Genomic DNA, 18,383 nt, shown 5'->3' on the forward strand with positions numbered 1-18,383 from the left:
GTCGGCGGAGCCATGGCATGACGGGGCATGGACACGTCCTTCATGACCATCGACGCGCTGCTTGTCGGCACGCCCGTCCCCTTTCGCGACGGCGACTATAGCGCCATCGCCAAGACGCCTGTCACTGGCCCGGTGCAGATCACATGGGACGGCTTCGTGGGCAATCAGGTCGCCGACCCGATCCATCATGGTGGCTGGGACAAGGCGATCCACCTCTACCCGCAGGATCATTATGGCTGGTGGCGCGACCGCAAACCAGGTCAGCCCTTGCTCGACGCGCCCGGTGCTTTTGGCGAAAACATCGCCTCGCGCGGCATGACCGAGGATGAGATTTGCCTGGGCGATCGCTTCACCTTGGGCAGCGCGATCGTGGAGGTCAGCCATGGCCGCCAGCCCTGCTGGAAACTCGACCACCGCTTCGCCGCACGCGACGTCATGGCGACCATCGTGAAAACCGCGCGCAGCGGCCTCTATTTCCGCGTGATCCAGCAGGGGGAAGCGCAGGCTGGCACCGCCATGACCCTGATCGACCGCCCGCTCCCCGACTGGAGCATCGCCCGCGTCTTTCGCCTGCTGATCGGCGGCGGCCACAAAAGCGACCCGTCCGCCGTCCGCACCCTCGCCAACACCCCGGTCCTAGCCGAAGCCTGGCGCGACCGCGCCCGCAGGCTCTCGGTATAAACCTTCTCCCCTTGGGGGAGAAGGATACGAAGCCTTGGCGGCGTGCCGCTTAGGCGAAGTTGGAAGAGGGGAAACGGCGCGCCGATCTCCTGTCCTACAAACCCCCATCCTGCTATACCGCCACCCGGCTCTTTCCCGCGTAAATCCGCACAAGTGCATCTTATATTATTATTACTCACCAAGGACCGAAAATATCGCAATCACCGGGAAATATGCGAAGTTAAGCGTCGCATTTCCAACATTCTGCCCCTCTGCCATCCCTCTGGCGTAGCGCTGGCGCGCCCCCTATAGCTGTCCCATGACATCAAACGACAAGAAGGTTTCGCCCCCCAAGCGCCCCGCCCGCGATAAGGTGCGCCCCGCCGGTTTCCCGACCCGCAACGAAATCATGGATTTCATCACCACGTCCGACCAGCCAGCGGGCAAGCGCGAAATCGCCAAGGCGTTCGGCCTCAAGGGCCAGGAAAAGATCGCGCTCAAGGCTCTGCTCAAAGACATGGCCGACGAAGGCTTGATCGACCTCGGCCCCGCCCGTGCTTTCCACAAGCTGGGCGGCGTACCCAAGGTGACGGTACTGCGCATCATCGATGTCGACGACACTACCCTGATTGCCACCCCCGAACGGTGGGAAGCCGAAGGCCAGCCCGCGCCCCGCCTGCGCATCGTCGAGCGCGGCAAACGCGGCGCGCTGACCGTTGGCGACCGCATCCTCGCCCGCACCGAGGAAGCCGGGAAGGGCTGGATCGCCCATCCGATGAAGAAGCTGCCCAAGGCAACCGAAATGCTGCTCGGCGTCGTCGAGGAAATGGCCGACGGCAAGCTATGGCTCCGCCCGGTCGACAAACGCATCCGCAAGGACACGCCGATCAGCGATCTTGGCTCGGCCAAAAAGGGCGATCTCGTCCTCGCCGAACCGACCGGTCGCCCGCCGCGCATTTCCGCCCGCATCACCGACATACTCGGCGACCCCTTCGCCCCGCGCAGCTTCAGCATGATCGCCATCCACAAACATGGCATCCCCCACGTCTTTCCCGACGCAGTGGAGGAGGAAGCGGTCACGGCTTCGGCTCTCTCGCTCCATGCCGAAAAGCGCGAGGATCTGCGTCATCTGCCGATCGTCGCGATCGACCCGGTGGACGCCCGCGACCATGACGATGCGGTCTGGGCGACCCCGGACGAGGATGAGGGCAACCCCGGCGGCTTCCGCGCCATCGTCGCCATCGCGGACGTCAGCTATTATGTCCGCCCCGGCAGTGCGCTGGACCGCGAAGCGCGCAAGCGCGGCAACAGCGTCTATTTTCCCGACCTCGTCGTGCCGATGCTGCCGCACCAGCTTTCCTCCGACATGTGTTCGCTCCGCGCCGGGCAGGACCGCGCGGCGATGGCCTGCCACCTTGTCATCAACGCCGCTGGCAAGGTGACGTCATGGCGCTTTTCCCGCGCGATCATCCGCGTCGCCGCCGTGCTTGCCTATGAAGATGCGCAAGCTGCGATCGACGGCAAGGCCGATCACCCGATGCTCGACATTGCGCTGAGGCCGCTCTGGGCCTGCTGGGCGCTGCTCCATAAGGCGCGGGAAAAGCGTGAACCGCTGGCGCTCGACCTGCCCGAACGGCGCGTGGTGCTGGACGAATGGGGCAAGATCGTCAGCGTCGCTGTGCGCGAACGGCTCGACGCCCATATGCTGATCGAAGATTATATGATCGCCGCCAATGTGGCAGCAGCCAAGGCGCTGGAGCAGAAAAAAGCGCCGGTCATGTACCGCGTCCACGAACCGCCCAGCCGCGACAAGCTGGTCGCGCTCAAGGAGTATCTCGCGACCTTCGACATCGACTTCGCGCTGGGACAGGTCATTCGCCCCGCGACCTTCAACCATCTGATCAAGCGGGTAGGGGAAGCGGAGGAAAAGCCGCTGATCATGGAGCAAATCCTGCGCAGCCAGACCCAGGCCTATTACAGCCCGGTCAATATGGGCCATTTCGGCCTGGCGCTCGGCTCCTACGGCCATTTCACCTCACCCATTCGCCGCTATGCCGATCTGCTGGTCCATCGCGCGCTGGTCGGCGCCCATGGCCTGGAACTGCCCGCGCCCAAGGGCGGCACCATCCCCGCCAAATCCTCGCTGAGTGTCGAGGATTATGAGAATATGGGCCGCGTCGGCGAAATGATCAGCCAGTTCGAGCGCCGCGCCATGGAAGCGGAACGCGACACGGTCGACCGCTACGTCGCCGTCTTCCTCGCCGCCCATGTCGGTGAAATCGTGAAGGCAAGGATCACCGGGGTCCAGAATTTCGGCTTCTTCGCCACCGTCGAGGAATTGGGCGGCGACGGGCTGGTCCCGGTATCGACCATGGGCCGCGAACGCTTCTTCTATGACGAAGCGGGCCGAGCGCTGGAAGGCGTGGAAAGCGGCGATCGCTATACCGTGGGCCAGCGGCTGGAATTGCGACTGGCGGAGGCCGATCCGATCAACGGCGCGCTGCGCTTCGAATTGCCCAACGCGCCACCTTCACGCGGCGGCCCGATCAAACGCGACCGCACCCGACCGGGCAGTCATCGCGGACGGCCGATCAATGTGCGCCATATGGGTAGCAAGCGGGGCAAGCATAAGCGGTGATTGCGCGGACCCATCCCATGACAGCTTGCGCACATTTGCTCCGTTCGCGCTGAGCTTGTCGAAGGGCTGCCCTTCTTGATCAGAAGGACAAGGCTTCGACAGGCTCAGCCCGAACGGGTGTTAGTTGGATAGATGAAATCGAAAATTTGATCGGGGTGACAATCTCAACTCAACCGGTCGATCGCCTCGGCATCCAGTGCGCCCGGAATGATCATGATCGGGCAGGGCATACGCCCAGCGTCCGCCCCGGCAAAGTGCGATACCAGCGTACCCGGCGGCCCGCTAGCCGCGGCACCCAGCACCAGCGCGGCGACATCGTCCATCTCGTCCAGCGTCCGGCGCACTACGGTCACCGCATCGCCCTGCCGCACGGTGATGCTGGGGCGGATGCCGGACTCGTCGGTCAGCGTCCCCGCAGCGCTGGTCACAAGCGCCTCGGCACGTTGCAGCGCCTCATCCTCCATCGTCGCCTGCACGCCGCCCCACTGGACGAACTCGGCAGGCGGAATCAGCGCCAGGATGCGGACCGCGCCGCCCGTCTGGGCTGCCCGGCGCGCAGCAAAACGCAGCGCGGTTTCCGCTTCCGGCGATTCGTCCACGACAACCAGATATGTCCGCACTTTCCATCGCCCCCGCGTCGCTTTGATGGCCCCGCCGGGGGTCATTACCGATCCAACGAACCAGTGCGGTGAAATGTGGGCCATATTTGCCCCTTCCGCAAGCGCTCGCTTGACCGATCCGGCGAATGGGTGAAAACGGGCAGCCATTGGCGCGTGCCGTACAGATAAGAAGAGGCCCCGAACGCATGAGCAAGACGATCCAGATGCCCGCTTTGTCCCCGACAATGGAGGAAGGGACGCTGGCCAAATGGCTGGTTAAGGAAGGGGACACGGTATCGTCCGGCGATCTGCTGGCGGAAATCGAAACCGACAAGGCGACAATGGAATTTGAAGCGGTCGATGAAGGCATCGTCGCCAAGATACTGGTGTCCGAAGGCTCCGAAGGCGTGAAGGTCGGCACCGTCATCGCCATCATCGCCGAAGAGGGCGAGGATGTCGCGACCGCCGCTGCCAGTGGCGGCAAGCCCGCACCCAAGCCCGACGCCGTTCCGGCCAAGGCAGAGGCCGCAGCCCCCGCCGCTGCCGCGCCAAAGGCTGACGCCATTCCTGCTGCGCCAGCCTCCACCGACGACCGCGTCAAGGCCAGCCCGCTCGCCCGCCGTCTGGCGCAGGCCAAGGGCATCGATCTGGCCGCTGTTTCCGGCACTGGCCCCAACGGCCGCATCGTCAAGGGCGACCTGGACGGCGCAAAGGAAGGCGTTGCTGCGCCAGCCGCTGCACCCGCACCTGTCGCTGCTCCCGCTGCCAAGGCTCCTACAGCAGCCCCGGCACCCGCCGCCGCCGGCGGCGCGCAGGATTTCGGCATCCCGCACGAAGTCGTCAAATTGAGCGGTATGCGCAAGACGATCGCGCGCCGCCTGACCGAATCCAAGCAGCAGGTGCCGCACATCTACCTGACCGTCGACATTCAGCTCGACAAGCTGCTCAAGCTGCGCGGCGAACTGAACGCTGGCCTTGCCAGCCGCAAGGTCAAGCTGTCGGTCAACGACCTGCTGATCAAGGCGCTGGGCGTCGCGCTGATCCAAGTCCCCGAATGCAACGTCCAGTTCGCCGGCGACCAGATGTTGCAATATAAGCGCGCCGACATCAGCGTTGCCGTGTCGATCCCCGGTGGCCTCATCACCCCGATCGTGACCGGCGCGGATGCCAAGGGCGTCGCTGCCATCTCGACCGAGATGAAAGACCTGGCCGATCGTGCCAAGGCGGGTAAATTGTCGCCCAACGAATATCAGGGCGGCACCGCTTCGCTCTCCAATATGGGCATGTTCGGCATCAAGCAGTTTGAGGCGGTGATCAATCCGCCCCAGGCCATGATCATGGCGATCGGCGCGGGCGACAAGCGGCCCTATGTCATCGACGACAGCCTCCAGATCGCCACCGTCATGTCGGCGACCGGCAGCTTCGACCATCGCGCCATCGACGGCGCTGACGGCGCGCGCCTGATGAAGGCATTCAAGGAACTGATCGAAAACCCGATCGGTATGCTGGCCTGATGCCGCTGATCGACGAGCAGCCGCCGGAATATAGTCCGGCGGTGCGCGTCATCGCCATGCCCGCCGATACCAATCCCCACGGGGATATTTTCGGCGGCTGGTTGATGAGCCTGATGGATTCGGCAGCTGGATCAGTTGCCGCCCGTCATTCAAAAGGCAGGGCGGTGACGATCGCGGTCGAGGGGATGACGTTCCTGCGCCCGGTCATCGTCGGCGATGAAGTGTCGGTGTTCGCCAGCCTGGCGTCGGTCGGCTCCACGTCGATGAAGATCATGGTCGAAGCCTGGCGGCGCGCCCGTCATGACGACCGTTCCTATCGCGTGACCCAGGCGACCTTTACCTTCGTGGCGATCGGAGAGGATCGCCAGCCCCGTTCCGTTCCGCCGATTGCGGAAGCCTAATTACCAGAAGCGAGTGTGACCCATGGCTGATACCTACGATCTTATCGTTCTTGGCTCCGGCCCCGGCGGCTATGTCGCTGCGATCCGCGCTGCGCAGCTTGGCCTGAAAACCGCCATTGTCGAGCGCGAAAATCTGGGCGGCATCTGCCTCAACTGGGGCTGCATCCCGACCAAGGCTTTGCTGCGCTCCGCCGAAATTTTCCACTATATGCAGCACGCCAAGGATTATGGCCTGGCGGCGGACAATATCACCGCCGACATCGAAGCGGTGGTCAAGCGTTCGCGCGGCGTCGCCAAGCAGCTTAATCAGGGCGTTACCCACCTGATGAAGAAGAACAAGATCAGCGTCCATATGGGCGATGGCAAGCTTACCGGAAAAGGCAAGCTGACTGTCACCAAGGACGGCAAGGTCGAGGAACTGACGGCCAAGCATATCATCATCGCCACCGGCGCGCGCGCGCGCGACCTGCCGCAGCTCAAGGCCGACGGCAAGCGGGTATGGACCTATCGTCACGCGATGACGCCGCCCGAAATGCCGACCAAGCTGCTGGTCATCGGCTCCGGCGCGATCGGCATCGAATTTGCCAGCTTCTATAATGACATGGGCGCTGACGTGACCGTGGTCGAAATGATGGACCGCATCGTCCCGGTCGAGGATGCAGACGTGTCCGCCTTCCTCGAAAAGGCGGTCAAGAAGCAGGGCATGACCGTGCTGACCGGCGCGAAGATCGAGAAGATCGCGACCGGCGACAAGGGCGTGACCGCGACCATCAAGGATAAGGCAGGCAAGGCGATCGAGGCTGAATATAGCCATGTCATCGTCGCCATCGGCATCGTCCCCAATGTCGAAAATCTGGGTCTGGAAGATGTCGGGATCGAACCCGACCAGCGCTACCATATCAAGACCGACGCCTATGGCCGCACCAATGTCGATGGCATGTGGGCGATCGGCGACGTCACCGCGCCGCCATGGCTGGCGCATAAGGCGAGCCATGAAGGCGTCATCGTCGCCGAGGCGATCGCGCAGGCGCTGGGCAACACAGATGTCCACCCCCACGCGATGGATGTGCGCAACATTCCCGGCTGCACTTACTGCCACCCGCAAATCGCCAGCGTTGGCCTGACCGAGGCCAAGGCCAAGGAAGCGGGTTACGAGGTGAAGGTCGGCATGTTCCCCTTCATCGGCAATGGCAAGGCGATCGCGTTGGGCGAATCCGAAGGCTTCACCAAGACGGTATTCGACGCCAAGACCGGCGAACTGCTGGGCGCACACATGATCGGCGCGGAAGTGACCGAGATGATCCAGGGTTATACCATCGGCAAGACGCTGGAGACGACCGAGGCGGAATTGATGCACACGGTATTCCCGCATCCGACCATCTCGGAATCGATGCATGAAAGCGTGCTGGCGGCCTATGGTCGCGCGCTCCATATCTGATCGCTGGACAGCAAAGAAAGGCGCGGGGGCTTTGGCTCTCGCGCTTTTTTGCGTCTTGGGCGTTGCGCTGATTCAGCGGGCCGGTTGGCTCGACGGGCTGAATGGCGGGCTGATGGGCTGGGCCGGGGCAGCGCGCGATAGCGGGCTTGGCCAGCATTTGACGCCACTGATGCGGCTGGCGACGGCGATCGGCGATACGATCGGCAGGCTTGCGATTTTGGCGCTGGTCCTGCCGGCGCTGCTGTGGCGGCATCGTCGCGCCGACGCGCTCTGGCTGGCGCTGATGATGGCGGGCGGCACCGCGCTGAACCTGATCCTCAAGCAGATATTCGCCGCGCCGCGCCCGGACCTGCTGCCCCATCTCGACATCGTCCACAGCTACAGCTTTCCCAGCGGCCATGCGGCGGGCAATATGATGATGTTCGGCGCGCTGGCGATGCTGGCGGGACGGGTCAGTGCCAATTGGGCGGCGTGCGTGATGATCGCGCTGATCGGGATTAGCCGCGTCTGGCTGGGGGTGCATTGGCCAAGCGACGTGACCGCCGGATGGATCGAAGGGCTGGGCTGGCTCGCTTTGTGCCGCGTCTGGCTACCAGCGCGGCGAGGGTAGCAGCAACGCCCGCGTCAGGCCGTCATGCGGCGGCATCCCGTCGCTGGTGACAAAGCCATGGACCCAGAAACTGTCATAGGCGCTGATCATCGCGATTAGCAGGAGGGCTGCCGCTGAGGTGCCAAGCACTGTCCGCGCGCCGCGCACCGCCCGGTCGGGCGAGAGCGCCAGCAGCACCAGCGGCAGGACAGGCAGGAAATAGCGCCCCTGCGTCCCCTGGATGAAATCTGCGCCCGGCGGCGTGCCGGTCAGATACATGGCGGTTTCGATCAGCAGCGCGACCCCGCCCGCGACAGCGAGCCACCAGAGGCGCTGGCCCACGCCAAAGCGCGCCTCCGCTCCGCTCAGCACAGCTGCGCCCAGCATGACCGCCGCCAGCGGATAAGCGACCAACGGCAGCAGGATGGCGTTCCAGCCAAAGCGCCCGACGATCTGAAGCGCATAGACCGGCGCGCGCTCGATCACGCTCGACGTCAGGATGCGGACATAGCCGACCGGATCGTTCAGAATCACCGCCAGTTGGTCGGCCAGCGGCGCGGTCATCACGCTCTCGCCGGTCTTGCGCGACATGATATGGTAGAGCGCCTGACTGCCGCCTGAAAATTTCATCCAGCCCACGAACACCGCGGCACCCAGCGCCATCGCGCCCAGGATTAGCCACGGCCGCATATCGCGCCGATGCTGCGGCCAGCGCAGCCCCGCCGCCATCAACGGCAGATAGACGCCCTTGGCCAGCGCCAGCAGTGGTGCTGCCAGAACCAGTCCCGCCGATGCCTGCCCCATGAAACCGACGCGCAGCGCCAGTGCCAGCCCCAGGAAACCCATGCCGTTGATCACCGCATCGGGCGAGAGCGAGCCGATCTGATAGGCAAAGGTCGGCAGCAGCGCGACGCCCAGCATTGCGATCCGGCCAAAAGGCAGCAGCCGCAGCGCCGCGATAAGCAGAGCCAGCGCGATCAACGCATTGACGATCCGCCCGGCATAGAAACTGCCCAGCCGCGGCAGGCCCAGCGCATCGCCGATCAGCAGGCCCGCCGCGCCCGGCGCATAAAGCGTCGGCGCATAGCTCGCGACATTGGGAAATTCGGCGAAGACGGTGCCGGGCCGCGAAGCATCCGCGTTCCAGCTGTGCGCCAGCATTGCGGTCTCGAACCGGCGCAGAGTGACTGGCACATCGGTCGGGAAATCCACAGCGTGTAGGTCGATCGCTGCGCGGGGAAGTTGCGCGCCGATCGCCTCGCCACGCTGCGTCGCCAGCACGCCGCCTTCGGACAGCAGCAGCGCCTTCATATAATGCTGGTTTTCGTCCGGCGCCTGAAAAGGCGGCGTCACCAGCGCAAAGAATAGCGTCGCGGCGCAGATCGCCGCCAGCAGCAGCCGTTCGAGCGCAGACCATGGCGCAGCGAACAGCATGTCGCCCCGCTTCGCCCGCGCGCTCCCAATCCGCTCGTTCCGCATTACTGCCCTGCCTTTGGTCAATTTCCGCCGGACCATAGGCCGACAGCCTTAACATTTCGCGCCTGTAAAGAAATTTTGCCCGATCGTGACTGCAAAGGAAAAGGCCCGGCCGCTTGGAAGCGACCGGGCCTTTTCCTTTGTACAGAGCTGAAAAAGATCAGCCGCTATAATACATGTCGAATTCGACCGGCGAAGGCGCCATTTCCCAGCGATACACTTCGGGCCATTTCAGTTCCATATAGGCGTCGATCTGGTCCTTGGTGAACACGCCGCCCTTGAGCAGGAAGTCCTGATCCTTTTCCAGGCTTTCCAGCGCTTCGCGGAGCGAGCCGCACACGGTCGGCACCTTGGCCAGTTCCACCGGCGGCAGGTCGTACAGATTCTTGTCCATGGCTTCGCCGGGATGAATCTTGTTCTCGATCCCGTCGATACCCGCCATCAGCAGCGCTGACGTGGCGAGGTAGGAGTTGGCGAGCGGATCGGGGAAGCGGAATTCGACGCGCTTCGCCTTGGTGCCGGCACCGTAAGGAATACGGCAGGAAGCCGACCGGTTGCGCGCCGAATAGGCCAGCAGAACGGGGGCTTCAAAGCCCGGCACCAGACGCTTGTAGCTGTTGGTGGTCGGGTTGGTGAAGGCATTAAGCGCCTTGGCGTGCTTGATCACGCCGCCGATGAAATAGAGGCAGGTGTCGGACAGACCGGCATAGCCGTCACCGGCAAAAGTGTTCTGCCCCTTGCTCCAGATCGAGATATGCGTGTGCATACCCGAACCATTGTCCGCCTTGATCGGCTTGGGCATGAAGGTCGCGGTCTTGCCATAGGCCTGCGCCACCATCTTCACGACATATTTATAGACCTGGATGCGGTCGCAGGTTTCGACCAGCTTGCCGAAGGTCAGGCCCAGTTCGTGCTGGCTGCCTGCGACTTCATGGTGATGCTTGTCCATGGGCAGGCCCATTTCCATCAGCGTGGTCACCATTTCCGCACGGATGTCGGTGGTCACGTCGACCGGGCCGACCGGGAAATAGCCGCCCTTGGCGCGCGGGCGGTGGCCCATATTGCCGCCATCATATTTCGTGCCGGTGTTGGTCGGCAGCTCGACATCGTCCAGCTTGTAGAAGCTGCTGCTGTAGGTGTTGTCGAATTCGACGCTGTCGAACATGAAGAATTCAGGTTCCGGGCCGATATAGACGGTGTCGCCAAGGCCAGTCGACTGGAGGAACATTTCGGCGCGCTTGGCGGTCGAACGCGGATCGCGCGAATAGAGCGAACCATCTTCGGGTTCCACAATGTCGCACACCAGGATCATCATCGGCGTCGCGCTGAACGGGTCGAAGAACACCGCGTCCAGATCGGGCTTCAGAATCATGTCCGATTCGTTGATTTCCTTCCAGCCCTCGATCGAGGAGCCGTCGAACATCAGGCCGTCGGTCAGTTCATCTTCGCCAATGACGTTCGCGCACATCGTCAGGTGATGCCAGGTGCCCTTGGGATCGGTAAAACGGACATCGACCCACTCGATCTCCTTTTCTTCGATCATCTTGAGAATGTCTTTTGGCGTATTGGCCATGTGCGCTTGCCCTTCTCGTTGTTACCCCCCCGAAGGGGTAGATGGATGCCCGTTGTTCCGTCGCCCCGATGCCGGGGTGACGAGAATTTGCGTGAGTTCAGATCGCGTCGCTGTCCCGCTCGCCGGTGCGGATCCGCACGGCGCCCTCGACGTTGGAAATGAAAATCTTGCCGTCGCCGATGCGCCCGGTCTGCGCGGCGGCGCAGATCGCCTCGACCACACGGTCCGCCAACGCATCATCAACGACGACTTCCAGCTTCACCTTGGGCAGGAAATCGACGACATATTCAGCGCCGCGATAGAGTTCGGTATGGCCCTTCTGCCGGCCAAAGCCCTTGGCCTCGGTCACGGTAATGCCCGACACGCCCACTTCGTGGAGCGCTTCCTTCACCTCGTCCAGCTTGAACGGCTTGATGATCGCTTCTATCTTTTTCATCACTTGTAATCCCAACCCATGACGCACGACCGAATGCGGGCGCGACCCGCATCCCTCTCTCCTCAAGTGACGATCGTCATGTCCCCCCAAAGGCCAAGCGCCGTCCCTCTTGATATCCAATTACCGTGCCAAATGGCGAATCGCTAGAACATGCTTTCGGCGATGCAGCAATCTTTGTCCATATTGCCCGGATTCAGGGCATTTCTGCGTCAAACTGCCCGTTTTTTAAGCAGGGCATGGCGCGCGCTCAGCTATAGGGCGGCGCGTCCAGTCCGGCAGGGCTTTTGGTGAAAATCTCGCACCCCGTTTCGGTGATGCCGATACTATGTTCGAACTGGGCGGACAGGGTCCGGTCTCGCGTGACCGCGGTCCAGCCATCGTCCATCATCTTGACGCCGGGCTTGCCGATATTGATCATCGGCTCGATTGTGAAGAACATGCCGGGCTTCAATTCCGGACCCGTGCCGGGACGGCCGATATGCACGACCTCGGGGCTGTCATGGAACACCCGACCCAGGCCATGGCCGCAAAAATCGCGCACGACGCCATAGCGGTGCTTTTCGGCGTGCCGCTGGATCACATGGCCGATGTCGCCCAGATGGTTGCCCGGTTTCGCCTGCTCGATGCCGAGCATCAGGCACTCATAGGTCACCTCGACCAGCCGCCGCGCCTTGATCGGCGCGTCGCCAGCGATGAACATCCGGCTCGTGTCGCCATGCCAGCCATCGACCAGCGGGGTAACGTCGATATTGACGATGTCGCCATCCTTCAGCCGATAGTCGCCGGGGATACCGTGGCAGATGACATTGTTGATCGACGTGCAGCAGCTATGGGTATAGCCGCGATAGCCCAGGGTCGCAGGCACGCCGCCACCATCCAGCGTCATGCGCCGCACAATGTCGTCCAACTCGCCCGTCGTCACGCCCGGCACGACATGCGGCACCAGCGCGTCGAGCATCTCCGCCGCCAGCCGACCGGCGCGGCGCATACCTTCAAAACCGGCCGCGTCGTATAGTTTGATCGCGGACGAACGGGAAATCGGCGCATCGGCCGTCATCGTCATATATTCGGTCATGGCATGACTATAGGGGCAGATGCGCCATAATGCGAGAGGGGCGGCTAGGCAGGGCGGACAGGGCAGGCTATGGACGCGCCATGGCCGATCCCACCCGCATCTGGACCGCAGCGCTGATCGTGATCGGCGACGAAATCCTTTCTGGCCGCACCCAGGACAAGAATGTCAGCCAGATTGCGACATGGCTGAACGTTCAGGGCATCCGCCTGCGCGAAGTACGTGTGGTGGCGGATGACAATGATGCGATCATCGAGTCGGTCAATATCCTGCGCGCGCGCAACGACTATCTGTTCACCACTGGCGGCATCGGCCCGACGCATGACGATATCACCGTCGATGCGATCGCGGCGGCACTGGGCGTGGCCGTGGAGGTGCATCCACAGGCGCGGGCGATGCTCGCGGGCTATTATGAAACGCGCGGCGGCTTGACCGAAGCGCGGCTCCGCATGGCGCGGGTGCCTGCCGGGGCCAGCCTGATCGAAAACCGTATGTCGGGCGCGCCGGGCATCCGCCATGGCAATATCTTCATCATGGCGGGCGTGCCGCATATCACCGCCGGAATGCTCGATAGCCTGACGGGAACGCTGGAGGGCGGCCTGCCGGTCCTCTCCGCCACCATCGGCTGCTGGGTCGCGGAAAGCGAGATTGCAGACCTGCTGGGTGCCGCCGAACGCGCGCATGATGGCTGCCAGATCGGCAGCTACCCCTTTTTCCGCGAAGGCCGCACCGGCGCGAACTTCGTGGTGCGATCGACCGATGCGAGTGCGCTTGAGCAGTGCGTCGCGGCGCTCAGCGCGGCGCTGGAACAGGGCGGATGGCCTGTAGTGCCGGACGGTATCTAGGGATCAACGTTTCGCCGCGAACCAGATGACATGGCGCGGTCCCTTGCCATTGTCGCGCGCTTTGACCACTACTTCATCGACAGCAAAAGCAGCATTGTGCAGGCGGCGGGTAAAGGCATCGTCCGATCCCGCCGACCACACCGCCAATATGCCGCCGGGGGTCAGCGCATCGCGTGCCACCGCCAGGCCCTGCGCGGAATAGAGCCGGTCATTGGCCGCCATGGTCAGCCCGTCGGGACCATTATCGACATCCAGCAGTATCGCGTCATAGCTGCCCTGGCCCTCGGCAATCGCCGTCGCCACATCGCCCATGACCAGTTCGACGCGGGGATCGTCCAGACATCCGGCCGCCAGCTCGACCATCGGCCCGCGCGCCCATGCGATGATCTCCGGCACCAGTTCGACCAGCGTGATTCGCGCATCGGCGGGCAAGATCGCCAGCGCCGCGCGCAGAGTGAAGCCCATGCCATAGCCGCCGATCAGCAGATGCGGTGCCTTGCGCCCCGCCAGCCGTTCGATCGTCATCACCGCCAGCGCCTTTTCCGACCCGCTCATCCGGCTGCTCATCAATTCGTTGCGATCCAGCACGATCATAAAATCGCCACCCCGGCGGTAGAGCTTCAATTCCTCCCCGCCCGGAATGGCGGCAGAGCCAAGATATTCGCGCGGGTTCATGCTGGCGTCTTTCCTTATGATAGGTCGCTGGCGCGCATGGCAGCTTGGCAAGCACGGCGCAAATGCTACAGGCATGTGCCAGATGCCGTCGCGCGATGGCCAGACATATCGAACGGCAGGCAGTTCCTCTTTTCATGCGCTATTTTCTCGACACCGAATTTAACGGCTTTGGCGGCGCGCTGATCAGCGTCGCGCTGGTGCCGGAACATGGCGACCAGGAATTTTACGTTGCGCTGCCACTGCCCGACGATGTCGAGCCATGGGTGGCGCAGCATGTCGTCCCCTATCTGCGCCATGTGCCGCCGGGCATATATCTGGAACTCAACCGGGTGGATGCGGCCGATCATGTCGCCGCGTATCTGGAGGGGGATGACGATCCGCTGATCATCGCCGATTGGCCGGAAGATCTGGCCCATTTCTGCGCCCTGCTGGTCAAGGGACCGGCGCTGATGGCCGGGGTCGATTTCGGTCTGCGGTTGGAACTGATCAACGCCGCGGGCTTCAGCGCGGCCGCCAACAGCCGGGTGCCTCACAACGCCTTGCATGACGCGCGGGCGCTGCGAGACTTTTACTTCGCCGATTGAGGCACAGCCGCCCGACCGATCCGCGCCCGTTCCAGCCACCACAGCAGCGCACTGACCAGCAGCCAGCCCAAAGCGAACGGCCAGGACGATCCGGGGCTTGGCTGCCCGGTCGCCGCCCGGTCGTCCTGTGCTGGCGGGCGCAGCATCAGCATGGCGTCCCGATCCCGCGCTGCGCGCATGACCGGCAGGGCATTGGCGGGCTGGACGTAGAAGGGCGTCGGCTGGCTGTCTCCGGGTTTGCGCAGCAAATGCCAACCCGCCTTGTCGGGCCAGAAAGCGGCGCAACCGCCCACGGGCAGTAGCTTCGCCATCCTTCCATCCGGGCGTTCGACCTGTGCCGCAGCGGACAGGCCGCACAGGACCATGCGCCCGCTCGCCCAGCCTGTCGTGGTGATCGGGGTCATGCCGGGCGCGGGGCGCGCGACAGTCGCCAGCATCGCACTCCACCAGTCGCCATAGAGGGTCCGATAGCCTGTCAACGTCAGCGCATAGCTGTCGATCCCGGTGAAGAGCGCAACCCGCCCGGTGCCGACCGCCCGCCAGGCCGCCAGCGTCGCGCCGCCAGCATCGCGGAGTAACGGCACGGCATCGCCGCCCTCTGGTGTCAGGCCAAGGCGGCTGATCTCTGGCAGCATCTCGTCGGGCAGGGCGACATCGGCTGGCACATCGTCGCTGCCAATGCCCTGACGGGTGCGGGCGATGGCGGGCGTGGGAGGCTTGGGCAAAGCGAGCGGTGCCACGCCATCCTTGCCTGCCAAGCCAAAGCCCAGCGCCTGCCACTGGCCGCGCGTTGTCGCATCGATCGGCCCGCTGACGCGCAGGATCAGGCCCAGCCCGTCCCGCACCGCGCCCATGACCACGCCGCGCCGCGCCGCCCAGCTTCGATCGTCGATGATGGCGACATCGAATCGCCGCAGCGTCGCGCCGTCGATCGTGATCGGCGCATCACCCAGCGCGATCCCGCCACCTGCGCTCATCTGCGTCGTGACGGCAAAGCCTGCATCGGTGGCCCAGCGACGCAAATATTTGATTTCGGCATTGGGCGCGGCGGAGAGGATCAGCAGGCGCGGGGCGGTGCTGTCGGCGACCAGCACCGGCACGCTGGCCTGTTCGACGGCGCGTCGCCCATCTCGCACGCGCAGCGCGAACAGCACGGCTCCGGCGGCACGCGTCGTGCCGGTCAGCGTGAAGCGCCCATCGGCATCAGCCTGAACGCTGTCCGTCGCCTGCCCGGCGGGGTCCAGCAACTCGACGGTGGCGCGGGGCAGGGCGCTTAACTGGCCGCCGATGCTGAAACTGCTTCCCGGCGCAACGATCGCTGGGGGAGCGACATGGCTGATCCCCGGACGCTGCGGCGGCGGGTCGAAGCGGACGGCAACAGTCTTGGCCGCCTCCATGTCGCGCGGCGGCAGGCCGTTGCCCAGCACGATAATCTCGCTGGTGCCGGGATGCCGACGCAGCGCGGTCGCAAGGTCCGGCACGCGCTCACCAGCCCCAATGTCCGGGGATTCAGGCAGCAGGATGAGCGGGCTGCCCATAGCGGCAAGGCGCTGCGTTCCGTGCGTTGCAATCCGCAGCGTGGCGCGACCCGTCGTCACCGCAGGCGGGAACAGCGTAAGGAACAGCAGCACCGCGCAGATTGGCTGGAGCAACAGCAGCGCGATCAGGCGCTTGGGCGATGGCGCAGCGGCGCTGCGATACCACAGGATCAGCCGCGTGCTCGCCAGCAGCACGGCCACGCCCAACAGGCTAGCGGTGATCCATGCCGCGGTCATGGCGTGCCGCCTCCCATCGCGCCTAGATACCTTGCGCCGCTGGCGTCAGCGGGTTGGCGGCGGGTCAGATGCGCGGGTGGCCGCGCCATCGCGGTCCACAGCAAGGCGCGCAGCTTGGCGCGACATGCGACGCAGGCCGGGTCGCGCCGTACCGCGTCGATCGCGCCCGACAGCGCCAGCGGATCGGGCAGATGCGCGGCCTGCCCCCGCGCCCAGCGATCGAGCGCGTCCAGCGCGATCGGCCCCCGGATCGCACCCGGCCCATCGCCCAAAGCGCGCCAGGCTGCGGCGGCGGGACCATCGCGTCCCTCGACAGGCGCAATTCCCAGCACCCGGCTCGCCAGCCCCTCCCGCTTGCCGGTCATGCGGCGGCTGGCGTCGATCGGCGGCAGTTCCGGCCCGACCCGCGACAGGAAGATGCGCGTCGCCTGCTGCACCTCCTTGATGAAGCGCAGTGCGCGATAGGCGTAGGGCAGCGCCAGATCGGGATGCCCCTGTTTCAGTTGCAGTTCGGACTGCCACATTTCATCGACCGCCTTTTTCAGGATCGCGCGGGTTTCGGGATCAAGGCTGGAGGCGGGCGAATCGTCATGGGGGTGGCCGAAATCGGCCAGCACATCCTCCGGCGCCCCAAAGCCGGGCGCGGGCTGGCGCGGCAGCCCGCCATGATCATGGCCGTCATCGTCGCTATGCTGCTCGCCGTCATTGGTGGGCGGTTCGGGCGTGCCTTCCTCCTCGCCGCCCAGAAACTGGCTATAGCGGCCGCGCAATATCTGCTCGTCGCCGCCAATGCTGGCGGAACGGGCAAGATAGCGATCGGCGGCAAGGCGGCGCTTCTGCTTGATCAGCGTTTCAGCGTCGATGATGATCTGGCGCTGGCTGCGGAAATAGGCGGGCAGGGTGGTGTTGACCATGCCCTGGAGGCCGCTGCTTTCGGGCTGTTTGGGCGATGGCCAGCGCAGGATCAGGCTGGGGCCGCGCACTTCGTTGGCGACGGGCTGGCGCGTGTCCCGCACGATCAGCTGCACCACCATATCCCCGCCCGCGCCAAAGCCCAGAGCGCTGAAATCCAGCCGGGGGGTAAAACGCCGGTCGCGCGCCGGACCGCTGCCGGACAGAGCGATCTCACGTTCGCTGAAGGTCACATTCTCCCCTTCGCCGATCGCCAGCGTGACGCGCAGTCGGGCAGTGGCGGCGACGCCATAGTCGTCCGTCGCGGTAAAGACTGGCGACCAGCTACGCTGGCCTTGCGCCACCATCGTCAGGCTGGCGGCGGGACTGATTGCCCTCACCTGCGGCGGGCTATCGGCAATGGCATCGATCCGGTGGAGTGGCGGCGTCGGGCCACGGCCAGAGGCTGGATCGACACGATAGAGAAAGGATGCGTCGAGCAAGCGGCTTGCAATCCAGTTGGCACCATCCCGGCGCAGGGCAAGCCGCGCACCACCGACCGGCTGGATCGCGGGGACAGTCGCTTGTGGATCAAAACGCAACGTCCATTCGATCCGCGATCCAATCGGCGCGCGGGCGTCCAGCGACGCTGAATCGCGCGGCGGCAGGCCGGTATAGGCTGGCGGGATGATCCGCAAATTTTGGGCGACCAGACGCGGGATGCCGGGCGTTGCTGGGAGTGCTTCGGTGCTGGGGGCCAGCGTCGGCGGGCCGTGGCCGGGGCGAGGCCAGAACAGCACCAGTCCGATCACGATCAAGCCTGCGATCCACAGGATCAGGATCAGGCGGCGCGACCAGTCGGGATTCAGGCTTTGTGGGCTGTCGCCGTCGATCCGGTCGGCCAGACGCGCCTGCTGGAGCCGTTCGAGTGGACCGAGCATGGCCGGGTCAGCGAACAACAGGTCAGCGCTGTCCTCCAAATCCGGTCGATTGGCATCCAGCGCGCGGACCAGCCAGCGCTGGTCGTAGCGCTGGGCGCGATGGCGGGCGACCAACATGGCGATCGCCGAACCGATCACGACAATCACTACGGCAGCGACCATGTCGGACAAGCGCCAGCCGATTGCGGCGAGCGCCAAAATCAGCGGGATGGCAAGCGCCAGACTGTCGGCTAACACCCGACGTCTTGCAGGGGCCGTCCAGCGCCTAAGCAAATC

At 64.5% G+C, this 18,383-nt stretch carries 16 protein-coding genes; 8 read left to right on the forward strand and 8 right to left on the reverse strand.

The genetic code is table 11. From position 1 onward, the window contains the following. The first annotated feature begins 27 nt into the window (after window positions 1-27). A complete protein-coding gene (locus Q0D44_RS07090; protein ID WP_294134566.1) occupies window positions 28-681 on the forward strand; it encodes an MOSC domain-containing protein in 654 nt (217 codons plus the stop codon). A 298-nt stretch (window positions 682-979) separates the two neighbouring features. Beyond that, complete coding sequence (gene rnr / locus Q0D44_RS07095; RefSeq protein WP_294134569.1) at window positions 980-3,298, forward strand: ribonuclease R; 2,319 nt, start codon at window positions 980-982, stop codon at window positions 3,296-3,298. A gap of 164 nt (window positions 3,299-3,462) precedes the next feature. On the opposite strand, the gene Q0D44_RS07100 is transcribed toward rnr, so the two are convergent. Next, entirely contained in the window at window positions 3,463-3,918 is a 456-nt protein-coding gene (locus Q0D44_RS07100; RefSeq protein ID WP_294134992.1) for a universal stress protein, read from the reverse strand. Window positions 3,919-4,103: 185 nt separating this feature from the next. Between Q0D44_RS07100 and Q0D44_RS07105 the strand changes: the two genes are divergently transcribed. From Q0D44_RS07105 to Q0D44_RS07120, 4 genes are read left to right on the forward strand one after another with little or no spacing between them, the layout of a single operon-like run. Beyond that, entirely contained in the window at window positions 4,104-5,411 is a 1,308-nt protein-coding gene (locus Q0D44_RS07105) for a pyruvate dehydrogenase complex dihydrolipoamide acetyltransferase (protein WP_294134571.1), read from the forward strand. Continuing rightward, window positions 5,411-5,812, forward strand: a complete 402-nt coding sequence (locus tag Q0D44_RS07110) for an acyl-CoA thioesterase (RefSeq protein WP_294134573.1) — start codon at window positions 5,411-5,413, stop codon at window positions 5,810-5,812. Before Q0D44_RS07105 ends, Q0D44_RS07110 begins: the two co-directional genes overlap by 1 nt. A gap of 22 nt (window positions 5,813-5,834) precedes the next feature. After that, entirely contained in the window at window positions 5,835-7,250 is a 1,416-nt protein-coding gene (lpdA, locus tag Q0D44_RS07115; RefSeq protein ID WP_294134576.1) for a dihydrolipoyl dehydrogenase, read from the forward strand. Continuing rightward, window positions 7,228-7,860: a phosphatase PAP2 family protein gene (locus Q0D44_RS07120; RefSeq protein ID WP_294134580.1), complete on the forward strand. Its 633-nt coding sequence runs from the start codon at window positions 7,228-7,230 to the stop codon at window positions 7,858-7,860. Before lpdA ends, Q0D44_RS07120 begins: the two co-directional genes overlap by 23 nt. On the opposite strand, the gene Q0D44_RS07125 is transcribed toward Q0D44_RS07120, so the two are convergent. The 4 genes from Q0D44_RS07125 to map all read right to left on the reverse strand — a co-directional run bounded on the left by Q0D44_RS07125 (window position 7,840) and on the right by map (window position 12,399). Continuing rightward, window positions 7,840-9,318: a DUF2142 domain-containing protein gene (locus tag Q0D44_RS07125; protein ID WP_294134582.1), complete on the reverse strand. Its 1,479-nt coding sequence runs from the start codon at window positions 9,316-9,318 to the stop codon at window positions 7,840-7,842. The two genes, Q0D44_RS07120 and Q0D44_RS07125, sit on opposite strands and share 21 nt — an antisense overlap. A gap of 157 nt (window positions 9,319-9,475) precedes the next feature. Next, window positions 9,476-10,888, reverse strand: coding sequence for a type I glutamate--ammonia ligase (gene glnA / locus Q0D44_RS07130; protein WP_294134584.1), 1,413 nt, complete (start codon window positions 10,886-10,888; stop codon window positions 9,476-9,478). A 97-nt stretch (window positions 10,889-10,985) separates the two neighbouring features. Next, window positions 10,986-11,324: a P-II family nitrogen regulator gene (locus Q0D44_RS07135; protein WP_043151458.1), complete on the reverse strand. Its 339-nt coding sequence runs from the start codon at window positions 11,322-11,324 to the stop codon at window positions 10,986-10,988. A gap of 247 nt (window positions 11,325-11,571) precedes the next feature. After that, window positions 11,572-12,399, reverse strand: a complete 828-nt coding sequence (map, locus tag Q0D44_RS07140) for a type I methionyl aminopeptidase (protein ID WP_294134594.1) — start codon at window positions 12,397-12,399, stop codon at window positions 11,572-11,574. Between the two features lie 80 nt (window positions 12,400-12,479). On the opposite strand from map, the gene Q0D44_RS07145 reads away from it, so the two are divergent. Further along, window positions 12,480-13,241 (forward strand): molybdopterin-binding protein, encoded by a 762-nt coding sequence (locus tag Q0D44_RS07145; protein ID WP_294134597.1) that lies wholly within the window; start codon window positions 12,480-12,482, stop codon window positions 13,239-13,241. Between the two features lie 3 nt (window positions 13,242-13,244). Here the strand turns inward: Q0D44_RS07145 and Q0D44_RS07150 are convergent, their stop codons facing one another. Next, complete coding sequence (locus Q0D44_RS07150; RefSeq protein ID WP_294134600.1) at window positions 13,245-13,916, reverse strand: spermidine synthase; 672 nt, start codon at window positions 13,914-13,916, stop codon at window positions 13,245-13,247. A gap of 134 nt (window positions 13,917-14,050) precedes the next feature. Here Q0D44_RS07150 and Q0D44_RS07155 point away from each other — a divergent pair, with 134 nt between their 5' ends. Beyond that, window positions 14,051-14,500 (forward strand): hypothetical protein, encoded by a 450-nt coding sequence (locus Q0D44_RS07155; protein WP_294134994.1) that lies wholly within the window; start codon window positions 14,051-14,053, stop codon window positions 14,498-14,500. Here the strand turns inward: Q0D44_RS07155 and Q0D44_RS07160 are convergent. Both Q0D44_RS07160 and Q0D44_RS07165 read right to left on the reverse strand, forming a co-directional pair. Then, the gene (locus tag Q0D44_RS07160; RefSeq protein ID WP_294134603.1) at window positions 14,485-16,275 is read right to left on the reverse strand and encodes a carboxypeptidase-like regulatory domain-containing protein; all 1,791 of its coding nucleotides are present in this window, start codon (window positions 16,273-16,275) and stop codon (window positions 14,485-14,487) included. The genes Q0D44_RS07155 and Q0D44_RS07160 overlap by 16 nt on opposite strands. Next, entirely contained in the window at window positions 16,272-18,344 is a 2,073-nt protein-coding gene (locus Q0D44_RS07165; protein ID WP_294134606.1) for a DUF4175 family protein, read from the reverse strand. Before Q0D44_RS07165 ends, Q0D44_RS07160 begins: the two co-directional genes overlap by 4 nt. Between the last annotated feature and the right edge of the window lie 39 nt (window positions 18,345-18,383).

This window comes from Sphingobium sp., from assembly GCA_023266575.1.
Lineage (GTDB): Bacteria > Pseudomonadota > Alphaproteobacteria > Sphingomonadales > Sphingomonadaceae > Sphingobium.